Consider the following 14805-nt stretch of genomic DNA (forward strand, 5'->3'; position numbering starts at 1 on the left):
TCCAGCCAATAAACAGGTGGATATTGGGTACAATTGGTGTTGTATTCGATTCCTTAAATATACGAAGATTTTCTCAAAAAATGGCTTCTATTTGCCTAAAACGATAAATTTCTAACAGCCTTACCAGGATTTGGCGGGATTCGTCTCCTAACCAGAAATGATTCATTTAGGGAACTTCCCACCCGAATGACATCAACCAGAAATCCTGTCCAGACTGGCTCGCTCGTCAATCCGAAAACAGGTTGTCGTAATGGGGAGATGGTAAAAATATCCCCCCACTTTCGGCATAAAAGGATGTATCGATCGGGTACACGCCCCGTTGGGAGTAAGTCCAGGAAGCACCGGTTTTCGGATGATACGCCATCAGTTTTTCCCAGTTTTTAAAATATTGATGTCCGTTTGTTTCCTGTAGCCCGATGGTCATACCGGGAAAAGGTGGCAATCGGGCGGCTACGTTTTTATTCCAGTCGACCAGAATTGGGTTTACGGTCAGGTCGGCACAGAAACAGGGCACTTGTTTCTCATACGCCAACTGAGCGATTTTCATCGTCATACTCAGGGTCTTGGCAATGGCTTTAACGGCAATCGCCGAATACCCCTGTTGAATTCGAATGGCGGCATCATCGACCGTATGAGCACTTTCATCAGCGGCAATTCGTACCCCCAGATTTCCTACAAATTCTTCGTTTCGCTCATCGAATGGTTCTTCAATAACTGCAATCTGGTCGAATGCCCCAATTTTTTGGGCATGGTCCAGAAAACGGAGCAGCGTCTCTTTTTTCTCGTACCGACCGTTAGCATCAAAGTAGTAGGGAATTTTACCACTTTGGGTATAAGGCGTTTGGTAATGCCCAATGGCTTTATGAACTGCCGTCAGAAAAGCCAGATCTTTCTCCAGCATTTCGGCCTGTGTACCGGCGGCACCCGTCTTGAGTTTTAAAATAAAATAGCCTTCGTCGGCGGCTTTTTTTAGCGTCTCAACGGTTGTACCTACACTGAACGATGGAATACTAGCCACCTTGTCATGATGGTAGGATAAACCCGGTTTATAGGGTTCAGGAATGATATCGTCGAAACGCTCCAGGCCATTTTCGTGGGCGTACAGTTGCCAGGCTGCATTATCGACGCTCACGAGTGCGTTCAGGGCAAAGGTTTTCCGTAAGTCTGGGTTTCGGGTGATGGTTTTTGCATAGGCGAACACATCAGGAAAGAGATTATCGAGTAAAGTAACGGGGTCTGTAAACGTATTCCCTTTCAGAATTTGCAGGGCACGGTCGCTGATGGCATACATAAGTGCGTTTCCCACCCGTTCGGAATGAGTTGAAAACACCTTTGCATCGGACCAAAGTACCCCCTGCGTACACAAACCCACCTTACGAATACCCAACTCACTTTCCAGCAAGGAAGCAACCTGCCAGCTTTCCGTAATGGCACTTCCTTTGAAGCGATACGGATTGAGTGGCTCCCGTTCAAAATTTGAATCGACTCGCCGAATCCGAATGGATGTCAAGCGTTTTTGAGAATTTAATGAGGCAGCCAGCCCGACCGGGTTAGCAGCACCCAGGGCCGTGACTACACCGACTGAGCGAATGAACTCCCGGCGAGTCAGGCTTTCGGATTGGCAGTGCTCATTCATTTCCTGTCACAATAAATTAGGCGATTCACTCAATACCCCCGTGCCAGGTCTACGCCATTTTCAAGCGCTTCCCCAGCCCGAAAGCGAGTCAGATTTTTTAGAAACTGGGTTACCTTGCCCGCATCTTCGTCGGGTTGCCCACCTCCGGTATGCTGGGTTAGCAGTACGTTTGGCATCGTCCAGAGTGGATTGTCGGCCGAAAGTGGTTCCTGAGCCGTAACATCCAGCACAGCACTTCCGATCCGCCCAGATTGTAAAGCTTCAACCAGCGCGGCTTCATCGGTTGTGCTTCCTCGTCCCACATTGGCATATAGGCTTCCAGGTTTCATGGCATTGATCAGTTCAGCCGAAAAAAAGCCAGTGGCTGTACCAGGCAAACAATTTACCACGATATCCGTGTGCGGCAAAACAGCCTTCAGGTCCTCTGCCGAATGTAGATCAGCATGAGGATCTGTGCGGGCCAGCATTTGAATGGAACAGGCAAAGCCCGACAACATTTGGCGCATGGCCTGGCCGATTGTTCCCGTGCCTAAAATAACCACCTGTTTATGGCGTAGCAACCCTGTTCGTTCCCGAATCGGTGCGCCTACCCATTCCGAGCAGCTTTGAAGGACAGCCAGTTCCGGAATGCAGCGGTAAATTGCCAATATGCCGGCCAGCATCGTTTCAGCACAGGGCCAGGCAAAGTAATCACCCATATTGGCCACTACGCCCTTCAGGTCGACATGTTTATACCCATCGAATCCGGCCGAATCCAGTTGCCAGAACTTCACATTTGGTAGTGGTTGTGAAAACCAGGATGCGGGCGGGTTACCCATGATGAAATCGGCCGACAGAAAGGCCTTTTTCTGCTCTTCCTGGGGTAGATCATGCCGAAAAACGGCTGTTATATCCTCAGGGAGTTGCTGTTGAAGCTCCGCTTTTAAGCGGTTGTCCAGGTTGGTATTAACAAATACGTACATACGTCATTTACGAAAATCCAGGCTGTTTAGTTGCGGTTGACCCATTGTCTACCCCGAAACCTACTGACTGGTTTCCCAATTAACAGGTTTACTTCCACCCTTTTAACTGGGCCATTAACCAGTTCATCATTTTCTCAGTCTCTTCCGGATACGTCCAATGGCCTGTGTCGAGAAAGTCAGTATCCAGGGTTTTAGGGCCAGGAATGACGTTAAAAGCCGCATACATTGACGTGGGCGGACAGGTTTCATCATTAAAACCCCAGGCATAGCGGCCTGGCACATTGACAAGCCGGGCAAAGTTGACAACGTCGTAATAACCCGTAGTTTTGATACGGTCAGGTTTATTATTATAAGCCAGCTCATTGCCTGTGAACAAGTGCGGCCATCCGCCCGCACGTCCATGCAGATATCCTGTTACATCGCAAAGTGCTGGATAGTAAGCCCCTAACCATTTCACACGCGAATCGAGCCCGGCTGTTATAATTGACAAAGCTCCACCCTGACTACCTCCCGTAACGGCCAGATTCTGTCCATCATACTGGGGTAGGCTCGTCAGGAAATCGACTGAGCGAACGCAACCCAGATATACCCGTTTGTAGTAATACCGATCGCGATCATCCAGATTAGCCGCCTGATACCCATTTAATGGACCCCGGGATAGGTCTACGTAGACGTTCGGGTCCATCGTTACCGGAATTCCGTGTATACCGACTTCCAGTGTAATAAATCCTTTATCAGCTTCTGCTATCATACCATTGTAGGGTCGAACACCCGCACCGGGTACCCGCAGAATAGCTGGATACTTTCCCTCTTTTTTCGGTACGCACAAAATCCCATAGAAGCGTGAACTGTTGATATTCTGAAGGCTGACGTGATATACATTGGTCAGTTCGGTACACCGCTCTGGCAAAAGCGTCATCCGGGTATCCATCGGAATCTTGGCCAGATCAGCTTTGGCATTGTCCCAGAACGCTTTGAAATCAGCCGGATTATCGACGGTTGGCTTGATGGTCTGTGGTTCAACCCCTACTGTCGTCAGCCCTCTATACTCTTTGCCATCTACTTCAGCCGTAGCGATACACCGTAGAAATCCGGCTGATTTCATCAAACCGCCATCCAGAGCCAGCGTTCCCTCTTTTAAGGTCAGCGTTTCCTTTTTTGTCGGTTCCATCTTTTCCGGTCCGATCTCGTAGCGAAGTTTGACCCCTTTAAGTAGCACATTATTCCGATAAACGGATACGTTAAATTTGACGGGTTCGCCAATTTTATACAGCCAGTTAGGATGATCGGGGGTGATCAATACTTTCACAACGCGCTCGGAGGGCTGAGCCAGCACGTTGGTAACCCAAATCAGGAGTAAACCAGGAAAAAGCAGTTTTTTCATGTATAAAAGCAGGAATACGGTTTACGGTTTCGGTTGGAGAGGCCTTAAACGCAAGCCTCACAAAAACGACTATCGTAAGCGGTAAAGCAGCCTTTGCTGAAAATTTAACTGCCAATTATTTATTCAATCCGAGCGGGCGTACGGTAGCCCTGCCGAACAGGTTGCATATTCACTACACAGCGAATGAGCAATGTCAGGGGAAAGACCACATCGAAACTTCCCGGAACCTTCGACAAAAAGATACCCAACACAGCCAGCAGGGCAGTGCTTCCGAAATAGAGTGTCCGACGGCGGGCGGTTGCAGTGGCCCCTGTGGCCCAGTAGATGAGTGGCAAATGAAGCGGCATCAGATACAATAAAGTTGGATTCCAGCCTGTAACTCCATCATCCCGAATGAGCCACAACAACAGCAGAAACCAGCCCAGAAATCCCGAAATCCCAAACAGCAGCCGATCGAGCCAGCGATCGACCTTGCCTGCTACAACGTACCGACGGATGGTAAACCCAGCGATCAAAACGCCCAGAATTGTAAAGACAACGTCTGGATCGAGGAAAATAGGGACTTGTTGCCGAAAGATGTTCTGGGCGGCAAATAAGGTCTGATCACCCTGCACAAACGGTACAATCTGCCCGTTTGCAAGCTTTATCGTAGCTTTAGCCAATTGGTCGTGAACCTGATCGGGCAGGTACATGGCCCGCCAGCCATCAGTCTGTTCATTGGCCGGCCACCCGATCGCCAGATTCATTCCTAATTGGTACCAGGGCTTTTCGTTCAGATAATCATTCATCCAGTCACGATACGACTTACCGGTCATGCGTGAACGCGACGGTATCGACAAGCTGTCGCCACAGGCTTCAACAATCATGTCGCGAGGGCGAGTCGCGCAGTTGTCGTAATAAAACTTGTATCGGTACTCCCGGTTTTCGGGCAGGTAATTCGTTTCCAGAGCGGCAAACAGCTTTTGTCGCTGCGAAAGTGAAAGCACCAGTTGCTGCTCCCGTATGCTGCGGTTGGTCTGCTGGTAGTAGTACATTACCTGGTACAAATTGTGAACCGATAGAAAATACGGCAACGTACCCCGTAAAAATTTCAGGATAAAATAGTCTGCTCTGTAATCGAACCCACCGTAACTATAGTCCCGGTCAAGACCGAGAGCCGGGTCAACAATTCGAATTTCAGTATGTCCAAACGACGACGAAATGTCGTCATCGCCCGGTCCATAGGTAATCAGGCTTACCCGCGAAGAGGGCGTTAACTGCTGGGCAACGAGTGACGAATGAAAACTGCCGAACAGGAAAAGAAGCATCAGTAAACCTATCAATCGCATAGTGCTTAAATTTCCGGGCTGTTTATTATCGCCCGCCACCCGTCTATTCGTCGTCTTCATGGTCCTCAAATTCCCGCGAACGTCCTTTTTTATCTTTTTCTGTCTTTCGCCCCTCTCTCCCCTGAATGCAAACAACAAGCTCACCTTTTACCGTTTTTTGGGCAAAATACGTAATTAGTTCGGACAATGTGCCACGCCGATTTTCCTCAAATACTTTCGTGAGTTCACGCGAAACACTCGCTGGTCGATCAGGCCCCAATAAGTCAGCAAACTGCTGAAGTGTTTTTAGTAGTCGATGGGGCGACTCATAGAACACCATGGTGCGTTCTTCTTCAACCAATGCCATCATCCGGGTCTGGCGACCTTTTTTATGGGGCAAAAACCCTTCAAAAGTAAAACGGTCGTTGGGTAAACCTGAATTAACCAGAGCCGGGACAAAGGCTGTAGGCCCCGGCAGGCACTCTACCGGAATCTCGTTTTTAATACACTCCCGAACCAGCAAAAACCCGGGATCTGAAATACCGGGCGTACCGGCATCAGATACCAACGCCAGTGTTTTCCCCTCTTTCAGTTGATTTATTAACCGCTGGACGGTCTGGTGTTCATTGAAAATATGGTAACTATGCAGTGGCTTGCTGATCGACAGATGTTTCAGCAAAATTCCGGATGTGCGGGTATCTTCGGCCAGAATCGCATCGACACTCTGAAGAATCTTCACAGCCCGAAGGGTAATATCGTCTAGATTACCGATTGGAGTCGGTACAAGGTACAGTTTCATACAAAGCAATATAGGATCGCAAAAGCGGAGCCAACGAATTAACCAGCGAATTTCTGACGCTTTATTTACTCTTTCGCACTTTCGCCCTTTAAAATTTCATCAATGGCAGCGGCCAGCCTGTAATCTTTCTCTGTCACTTTATTACCAGCATCATGCGTAGATAGCCTGATCGAAACCTGATTATACACGTTCGACCACCAGGGGTGATGATCCATTTTCTCGGCAATCAGTGCTACACGGGTCATAAACGCGAACGCTTCGCTAAAATCGTTAAACTGAAAATCACGGGTAAGTTGATTATTCTGTTCCTGCCACATACAATACGGGATTTGTATTTTCAGTTCTAACCACTTCCGATTGGCTTGTGTTACATCCCCTTGAAACAACTCAGCCCCATAGTTTCACCTGACAGACCTTGCTGAAAATTTGGCATGTTAATTGAAGGAGATTGATTATGAACAATCGTAATCTCATCAGTGCTGGTATCAGCCTGGGTGTACTCACCTTCTCACTTGCCTGCTGGACCTTGATACTCATGCTATTGTTTAAATAGCACAGGCTACTATTCCACTTTTCTGATTAGACTAGTGAATCAATAAACATTTTTAACATAAAATGATTGGTAAACGAAGGACTGGCAATGGTTTGCTTAATGCCTAAGCTATTAACATGTACTGTTGCCCACATTCTGAACAGGAATAGGCCTTCAGTGGCAGGAAACCCAAAAATCGTTTCAACCAGGCTGGTCGATGAACACGTATAGGATGTGATTGTCCACAAGCTGGACAGCGTTTAACAAGCGTAAATTTGGTTGTCATGATCAAGAGGGCTGAACGGTATTTACAATATTCTTCATTAAGTTAGACTTCTGATTACCAGAGAGTCACATTAAAATATTATTAAGTATTTTCCTTTTTTGATTAGAGTAATAATACTTACTCCCCTTTATTTTCGCAATAACCTGAATCTCTATCAAATTATTTTTACAAGCAATATAAAAACAGTATATCCTCAAAATATCCAACGAGAATCCGGATCAAGTACAATACTTGTAGAGCATCTAGGACTAAGTATATGGAAGCCGACCCGGTTGGCGAAAGCAAGCGTATCGTGTTTAAAAATGCCTATTTAAGTGATCAGATTATCGCCATTGCCATTCTGAATAGCGAGTGGAAAATAAAACTCCTCACCCCTCTTTTTGCAAAATACCTCCTCTGGTACCTGACCCCCCAAAAGATTCTCAAGCTGTCTGTCATCGTGCTGACCATTGGCAATATAGGGGATTTTATAAATGCTATTCGATACCTGAGAGCGAACCGGACGACAAGTCCGAATCGGATAGCGGACGAGTAGAATCGGTTGGCGGTAAAAGCCCTTTTGGTTCGCGGGCGGCAATACTGGCGCAATTCGGCTGGAGTTGGCAATACTTGGTTTGGGGGGGCGCTGGCCGATTGTGCAACGGATGCTACTGGACTACCCTTCTCAAAAAGTGAAGAAAACCGAGAAAGGAAAAAAGGAAGATATTACTGAACTGACGGAGGATAATTTGGAGGAGTTCATGAAAAAAGTGGCTGCTCAGTTTGAATGAACAGCAACGAGCGGAACTAGTAACCGGGTTCGGCATCGAAATAGACCAAAAGAAATATGAATGGGCCAAAAACTGCAACTCGTAAAGCCAAGGAGAAGCGCGACCGGAAAGTAAAAGCTACCTTTCAGGCCTTGGCCTCTTCGCCTGGAGCCATGAAAACGGCCTGCGTAGCGGAGGTCATGAAGCGGTTTAGGCTGTCAAGAGCAACGGTTTGGCGGATAATTGTGGGGGGAGGGGTTGCACAAGTAGATTGAGTTCTCTTAGCTTGATTTTACAGGGTTTTTGATTCTTATTTTAAACTTAATGCCTCAGCAACTTTATCAAGCGCAAACACCTTACTGGCAAAAATATTAAAATTTACGATTGCATTATTAAATGGCAGTGCTCGCACATCACACCCAACGCTTAAGCCATATTTTCTTTCCATAAGCAGCACATATATACTTCCATAAAAGGATTTATTAGATTTTAGCCCGGACAACCCTAAACCAGTTAGACCAAATGAGGGTATAGCGCGAACTTCAAGCGACTTATATTTATAATTAATCGGAAATCCAAAGCCCAAATAAACATCGACATAGGTTCGCTGCCGGGTTGTACTAGAGTCTGGCATCTGTATAAATTGCCTATATTTTATTATTACCGTGTCTTTTATTACTGACGTTTTTGTATAGCCAAATGTTATATCTCGTTTAATAATCTCAAGGTGCCCGCTAACACTTGCCTTAAAGTCAGGATTGTCACCTTTAAAACTATGAAATGTGCCTCCTAAAACAAGACCTGTAGATTTAACAATTGGCGCATGTGGAGCAAGCCTTATCGTCTCTCGTTGAACTTTAACTGTTGTATCTTGGATGTTATTCGTTTGTGAAATAGTAACCCCACCCATCACTTTATAAACCGGCTGATATAAAGTTGCCTGCTGGAAAATATTCAAACCTTGTTCACTAAGTGAACTTGTACTTTGCTGTTGAAATACCCTTATATATCCGCCAAAATCATACTTCTTACTATATGTTGTCGCCTTATTCTGTATCCAAACAAGATCAAAGTATATATTTGGATTATCTGCATTCTTACCAATGACATTTAAATTTGTTCCTAATGAAATCCCTAATGGCAATGAGTTATCATCAGTTTCTTGCTTATTATCCTTTATGGTCATTGTATAGGTTTGCTTAAGTATATCTATTGAAGCGCCCGCTGCCCCACCAGGAACTAGGGCAATGGTAAGAATAATAGTTTGATCATTTGCAACTGTATTATTATCCCTAAGGATGATATGTATATATTGAGTATTTGGAGTATTTTGTAAAAATTGTAATTGCTGTGGTGAGGTAATATTAATGGTATAGTCCGGTGTTGCGCCAGCACTATTAGCAGTACTGGTTGGATCAACCGAAACCGTTATTTTTTCGCCCGAAGCGCCAAGCGGCCCTCCTCGATAGGAAATTGGGATGAAATAATCTTTTGTATCTGTACCCACGGGCTCAAAACCCGTCTCTACTGTTTTGCCAAAAAAGAATGTTTGGCAATAGCTTATTAGTGGCATCATCAATAGGATTACCCATATAAGTTTCTTGCCTTTAATCAATAAATAAGTCATAGCAGTATATAGCATGTATTAACTCGCTCATTATCAGCAAAAATATTACGTCAGCCAATTCATTTCCCATGGGAAAAACACCCTTTTTTTCGACTCATAAATAGTCTCACCTTTTGTCTCAAATCTTGCCTCAATCCAAAAATTGAAGCTATTTTATTCTAAAATTCTCCTTTAAATACAATTACTCACTTTCTATATTGCATAGACGAAACGTCTTTTTTCTATGCAAGGCGCTGGAAGGCAGTAAAAACAAATAGCTGCCAATACCTTTAACCTCATTATAAAACCTACACGAAATCCTTTGCCCTGTAGAGTCAACTACACCACCGTGAACCACCATGTACAGTTTTAGCTTCTCGGCCGATACGGATGCCTATAAAGCCTGGTTATGGAGACAATTTTATTACAAGGAAAAGAAGCTGTACTTCGAGGGAGGGAAAAAATGGAAAACAGCCCTGTTTATCGTAATACCTATTTTAATGCTTTTAGCCTACCGGGCGAATGGCAAAGCTAATAACCTGTTCGTTGCAGGCTTGCTGTCCTTAGGTCCTCTTTCCTGGCTTGTTTCCCATTTCGCCAAAAGGAGCCAGTTAAAAAAGCAGATAAAAGACTATGCAGGTAGTAAACTTTTTCAAATCGCTATCGATGAGGATGGGCTTATCTACCAGACTGAAAACAGTCAAACTACCTTGAAATGGAGTTACTTCAGCCAGTACGAGGAGTTTGACGATACGTTTACCCTATATGCTAAGGAAAAAGGGGCCGCTCCCGTTGTCTTACCTTTACACGGCATTGCTGATAATGGCCCCATGAAAGAACTGGTTTACCAGCATGTAAAGCCAAAAAGTGAATAGATAGCATTTCTGTACGCACAACAAAACCGCCCTGGTCATCGGTTAGGGCGGTTTTGTTGTGCGTACCTCTTTGTTACCGCTTTAAGCGGCCTATGTGCATCTTAAGCTGTACCAGCACGTAGGTAAGGGCTTCACTGAGTAAGACTAGCCAGAGTTCGCCCGTCAGGTGAACCGGACTACTGTTGGGGTGCAGCAGGTAATCGATGCTCACCGCCCCTACTACCGTCGTTGCCAGTAGCAGCTTCAGCGTCAGCAGGTGGTAATGCTTTTGGCGCACGAAGCCTTTCAGGCCAAACAGTTCGTCGAAGCATTCGCAGGCAACCAGCGCGTTGAGCAGAATAAACAGCGTCAGCAGCAGGGCGAACGAAAGCAGACACAGGTGAAACAGGCTGATGGTCAGCACTGACAGGGTAATAAATTCAGTTGTATACAGGGCAATGATGGCTGTTACCAGCGCATTGCGGAAATTGCTATTTTGCATTGCAGATCAATTATTTATCAGTTGACACTAAGTGCCATTCGGCCCGGACGAATTGACCCTGCAAAGGTGTTGGACGGGTAGAAAGGGGTCTGTATTTAGTTTTGGTTAGTTTGTTTAGGTTCATAAAACCACACTGTACCATGCCTTCCTATCCCAATGATGAATTTGCCGCGATGTGGCAGAAAGTAACTGATCGCTATTTTAAGGAAACCCAAAAGCAACTTAAGACTAAGCCCGATGTAGCTGCCTTTGTAGCGCACTTGCGTACTATTACTGAGATTGATAATGTGCTTCTCGAAAGCACTGGGGGTGATCAGGAGGGACTAGCTATTTATCTAGCTTTTAAGGAGATAGGAAAAAGAATAGAGATCAATCTTGGTGAAAGGTATTATACCGCATTAAAATTATATGCCGACGGCGAAGGGGCTAGTAGTGAATTTGATCAATATTATGAGTACTTGCGTAGTTTTTATACAAAAAAAGGGAATCTAGGCGAAGAAGATTTAAGTCTTCAGGATATTTATATAGAACCTAGTACTCAAGTTAAAAAATATAATAGAATACCTCTATTAACAATTATTTTAGAATGGATTAATCATTCTCATGGTGACTTTAAAAAGTTTGACCTAAGACTATTATCCAACAGCTTTAATAATATAATACTAATCCTAGGTGATCCAGGTCAAGGAAAAACTTCCTTTTGTTATAGACTCTTGTATGAGATTGCTGGCAAAATTGAAAGGCCTATCTATTTCTTTCGTTTAAGATACATTCAACAAGTAGAAAATTTCTATGAAGACCCCTTTAATATTATTTTTAAACATATAATTGAGTTTGGCTATAAGCCCTACGGAGACATTACTTATGAAATCCCCATAACAAAAGATAGATTTAAAGAATCAATATTAATACTTGACGGGCTTGACGAACTCGATAAAATATTAAATCTAGATAACGAGACTTTCGTTGAAAGATTAGCAAATCTAACTAATAGAGTTTTTAGACCATATAAACTTGTTATCACCTCCAGAAAAGAAATCAATACTTATTACCTAAGCAGACTTGAAATTCCTTGCTTATCAATTAATGAATTAACTATTACCGAACAATTTGAATGGATTAAAAAATATAATACCAAAGGGAATCTTCCCTACAAAATTAGCTTAGAAGATTTAAAAATACTTAATGAACCCCTCCATGCATTACGTCCTGTAATCGGACAACCAATTTTACTTCATATTCTATCTCAAATAAATATACTACCAAATTCTAATTATAATTCAAGTAAAGTATATGATGATTTGTTTACTAGATTGATAACTAGGTATTGGCACTTAGCAAGTAAACTAGAAAATTCGCACCCAAATCTAAAACAATGGATTTCAAGCCCTGAACAACTTAGAATAATCCTTCAGTTGATTTCTCTAGAAATGTTCTATAGAAATACAACTTATCTAAGCCATGAGCAGATACCTGATAATATTTTAAGAATTTTAGGTCTTGCCAATGACCAACAAGTAAGCGCACTTAAAGTATTATCTATCGCTTTTTATTTTAATTATACTGTAACAGAAGTTGGTAAACATAGAAAATATGCAGTAGAATTTTTTCACAAAACATTTAGTGAGTATCTTGCCGCCGAGGCTCTGTGGTATGAAATAAAAAAAATATTTAATAGCATAGATAAGCCTAAAGATGCAATATTATTTTCTATTGTCAAACTTTTTAGTGGAAAGGCAATCATAAACGATCAAATAAATAATTACTTAATCGAAATAATTCAAAACGAAAGGAGTGAGAAGAATACTTTAACAGCTGAACAGCGTACAATATTAACATCTATAAAATACTACTTAGAACATCTTTGCAATTCTGAATTTAACAGCATTGATACCGAGACAAATAAAGCAATTTCAACCTCATTACAAGTATTTTATGGCCTATTGTGCATATATAATAGACTTGAAGGCGAATTAAAGTATTTTTCAAACATTAATAATATTAACTATTTCTATTTAATTAAAATACTATTCCAGAGGTATCAGTATTTACGTTTTGACTATGCTAACCTCAACGAAATAGAGCTTGCCTACTTTAGTTATAATGGCTCAAGATTTGACTACGCACAATTTAACAAAGCTTACCTCGAGGGCTCAGACTTAAAAAATTCATCATTTGAACACGCAAGCTTAAAAAAGGTTAACATGATTAAATCTGATTTAAGGCATACAAACTTTCAGTTTGCCAATTTAAGTGAAAGCATTTTAAGCTATTCAAAATTTACTAACGCCAATCTTAGAAATGTAAATCTCATAAAGGCTAAGCTCGATCATGTAAACTTAAGCGATTCCACATTAGCGTCGGCAAATCTTATAGGTGCCTCATTAAATGGAGCCAACTTAAGTAATGCAGATTTAAGTAATGCTCACTTACATAAAAGTGATTTATCAGAAGCAGAGTTAAGTAATACCAATTTTTCGAACGCAAATCTTAGCTTTGTTTCGTTCATTAACGCAAAAGGCTTAACCTTGAGAAATCTATCTAGGGCTAAATCCTTATATATGTGTACAGGGTTAGAGGCTAATTTATTGAATCAGTTAAAGAAGGAATTTCCCTATTTATTCATTGACTCTACTTCCAGGCAACCTTGAAATTAGGATAATTAACCAAATGCAATTGACGAAAACGGACACTACCAACAATCTTGGTTAAAGTGTTGGAATGTAAATGGGCTGAAAATGAAAAAGCTACCCCAGCTAAGGATAAATGGCTGAATTCATTAGTAAGCCTTAAAGTGACCGTGTCTTTTCTTTTAGGCAAAGTCCAGCCAGTTTCTATTTCCCTTAGAAATATTGATTCGACCAAGAATGAGTTTCATAAACAGTCTGCACTTGGAATTTTAGACACTTACGGGTTTGTGGAGAGGCAATTAAATGATAAAAGCTTTATACCTGTTGAGTAAATAACTGTAAACTTCTTTTTACCAAGGATATTTATATATATCATCATAGTTTTCAACCTCAACTATTTCCAGGCCGATACTCTGAAGGAATTTGTATTTCCCAACAAGCCTGTTGGTTTGTTCTACGTATTTTTTGTCAATGTACCACCCCTTCTTTCTACGTTCGGGGAATTTCTTAAAATATTTGGCTCGCTCAATTAACAGCCAGCGTATGAATACTTCATTCTCTTCCATTCCTAAACCAAAAATGCAAAGTGATTTATTAAAGATAATATGTAACCAAGTATTTGCTCCTCTCCAATTCGACTGATTTTTACCACTGAAAAGTTTATTATCATCTCCTTTATGAAGCAAGTTCCTAGCTTTTTCAACTGAGCCCATATAATGAGTGAGCCCTAAACGTATACTTCTATGATAATTTACAAATCCGTTAATAAACCATATTCCGAAGCCATCCGTCGGAAAATCAAGTTGAGAGCCCCCATAGTATGTAGTCCAAGGATAGAAATCAGTGAATTTCTTAGTATCTGTATAATATTGTTTTACCCCTCTATAATGAACCGATTTAGGCAGAATTAAATCAAAATTAGTAGTCAGGATAGGAGCATTAATTCTATATGCTTTATCAACAAAAGCGGTATGGTGATCAAGAAACGTCCAATCGGACAGGATTTCACTTGCTCTTTTTTGGATTTGGAAATTAGTTGTACGACTATCACCTGCAGATATTTCCAATAAATCATAAAATTCTGTTAAAGTGATTCCTTCAGGCACTTGATTGTAAGCTTCTGGTGAAAATTCTTGCCAGAGCCTAATAAGTAAATCTTCCCATGAAATTGCCAGCGGATTATTAGGGTAACGGTTTATGCCATTTCCTACTATAAAGGCGATTTCAGTATAATTATTCTCAACAATATTTCTTATAGACCTGTGAATTAACTTGTAATGAAGCCTATTTCCTTTTTTTGGAAGAAGGCCTGCACCAGCTTTGGATTTTCTTCCAAGCGTTTGATTTGTTCCAGAACCGCTATGGTCAGTTCGTCTAAGTTGGTAAATACCTGATTTTTTAAGCTTCGCTTTAGGTGACTCCATACCAACTCAACTGGGTTGAGTTCTGGACTATAAGCTGGTAACCGCTCCAGATGAACTCGACCCGCTTTATCAGTTAACAGATTCTTAACAGCTTCGCTGCGGTGGATAGCTGCGCCATCCCAAATCACTAACAG

Annotated in this window: 15 protein-coding genes and 1 pseudogene; 6 read left to right on the plus strand and 10 right to left on the minus strand. The window is 42.4% G+C overall.

Annotated elements, in window-relative coordinates:
- Positions 1–226 precede the first annotated feature (226 nt).
- The 6 genes from B153_RS0118735 to B153_RS0118760 form a co-directional block, all read right to left on the minus strand.
- Positions 227–1636, minus strand: a complete 1410-nt coding sequence (locus tag B153_RS0118735; RefSeq protein WP_020598278.1) for an enolase C-terminal domain-like protein — start codon at positions 1634–1636, stop codon at positions 227–229.
- Positions 1637–1665: 29 nt separating this feature from the next.
- The gene (locus B153_RS0118740) at positions 1666–2598 is read right to left on the minus strand and encodes a D-2-hydroxyacid dehydrogenase (protein WP_020598279.1); all 933 of its coding nucleotides are present in this window, start codon (positions 2596–2598) and stop codon (positions 1666–1668) included.
- Between the two features lie 88 nt (positions 2599–2686).
- Entirely contained in the window at positions 2687–3982 is a 1296-nt protein-coding gene (locus B153_RS0118745; protein ID WP_020598280.1) for an acetylxylan esterase, read from the minus strand.
- 119 nt (positions 3983–4101) lie between these two features.
- Complete coding sequence (locus B153_RS0118750) at positions 4102–5310, minus strand: lipoprotein N-acyltransferase Lnb domain-containing protein (protein ID WP_020598281.1); 1209 nt, start codon at positions 5308–5310, stop codon at positions 4102–4104.
- A 43-nt stretch (positions 5311–5353) separates the two neighbouring features.
- Positions 5354–6088: a 16S rRNA (cytidine(1402)-2'-O)-methyltransferase gene (gene rsmI, locus B153_RS0118755; RefSeq protein WP_020598282.1), complete on the minus strand. Its 735-nt coding sequence runs from the start codon at positions 6086–6088 to the stop codon at positions 5354–5356.
- A gap of 65 nt (positions 6089–6153) precedes the next feature.
- Positions 6154–6405 carry a 4a-hydroxytetrahydrobiopterin dehydratase gene (locus B153_RS0118760; protein ID WP_020598283.1) on the minus strand — a complete coding sequence of 84 codons (252 nt, stop codon included), beginning with the start codon at positions 6403–6405 and terminating at the stop codon, positions 6154–6156.
- A gap of 757 nt (positions 6406–7162) precedes the next feature.
- Between B153_RS0118760 and B153_RS0118770 the strand changes: the two genes are divergently transcribed.
- The 3 genes from B153_RS0118770 to B153_RS0118780 all read left to right on the plus strand — a co-directional run bounded on the left by B153_RS0118770 (position 7163) and on the right by B153_RS0118780 (position 7930).
- Entirely contained in the window at positions 7163–7441 is a 279-nt protein-coding gene (locus B153_RS0118770; RefSeq protein WP_020598284.1) for a hypothetical protein, read from the plus strand.
- Positions 7442–7505: 64 nt separating this feature from the next.
- Positions 7506–7676 (plus strand): hypothetical protein, encoded by a 171-nt coding sequence (locus B153_RS37745; RefSeq protein WP_157634747.1) that lies wholly within the window; start codon positions 7506–7508, stop codon positions 7674–7676.
- Between the two features lie 56 nt (positions 7677–7732).
- Entirely contained in the window at positions 7733–7930 is a 198-nt protein-coding gene (locus B153_RS0118780) for a hypothetical protein (protein ID WP_020598286.1), read from the plus strand.
- A 35-nt stretch (positions 7931–7965) separates the two neighbouring features.
- On the opposite strand, the gene B153_RS0118785 is transcribed toward B153_RS0118780, so the two are convergent.
- On the minus strand, positions 7966–9282 hold the full coding sequence (locus tag B153_RS0118785; RefSeq protein WP_026262263.1) for a hypothetical protein: 1317 nt from the start codon (positions 9280–9282) through the stop codon (positions 7966–7968).
- Positions 9283–9620: 338 nt separating this feature from the next.
- On the opposite strand from B153_RS0118785, the gene B153_RS0118790 reads away from it, so the two are divergent.
- Positions 9621–10136 (plus strand): YcxB family protein, encoded by a 516-nt coding sequence (locus B153_RS0118790; protein WP_020598288.1) that lies wholly within the window; start codon positions 9621–9623, stop codon positions 10134–10136.
- Positions 10137–10209: 73 nt separating this feature from the next.
- Here the strand turns inward: B153_RS0118790 and B153_RS0118795 are convergent, their stop codons facing one another.
- Entirely contained in the window at positions 10210–10617 is a 408-nt protein-coding gene (locus tag B153_RS0118795) for a hypothetical protein (protein ID WP_020598289.1), read from the minus strand.
- Between the two features lie 140 nt (positions 10618–10757).
- Between B153_RS0118795 and B153_RS0118800 the strand changes: the two genes are divergently transcribed.
- Positions 10758–13268 carry a pentapeptide repeat-containing protein gene (locus B153_RS0118800; protein WP_020598290.1) on the plus strand — a complete coding sequence of 837 codons (2511 nt, stop codon included), beginning with the start codon at positions 10758–10760 and terminating at the stop codon, positions 13266–13268.
- A 53-nt stretch (positions 13269–13321) separates the two neighbouring features.
- A complete protein-coding gene (locus B153_RS0118805) occupies positions 13322–13579 on the plus strand; it encodes a hypothetical protein (RefSeq protein ID WP_020598291.1) in 258 nt (85 codons plus the stop codon).
- Between the two features lie 18 nt (positions 13580–13597).
- Here the strand turns inward: B153_RS0118805 and B153_RS38570 are convergent, their stop codons facing one another.
- Together B153_RS38570 and B153_RS38575 are read right to left on the minus strand one after the other, a co-directional pair.
- On the minus strand, positions 13598–14671 hold the full coding sequence (locus B153_RS38570) for a hypothetical protein (protein ID WP_245564906.1): 1074 nt from the start codon (positions 14669–14671) through the stop codon (positions 13598–13600).
- Between the two features lie 2 nt (positions 14672–14673).
- Positions 14674–14799: pseudogene (locus B153_RS38575) on the minus strand (transposase); the annotation flags it as partial.
- Positions 14800–14805: the final 6 nt, after the last annotated feature.

The sequence above is a fragment of the Spirosoma panaciterrae DSM 21099 genome, from assembly GCF_000374025.1.
Taxonomy (GTDB): domain Bacteria; phylum Bacteroidota; class Bacteroidia; order Cytophagales; family Spirosomataceae; genus Spirosoma; species Spirosoma panaciterrae.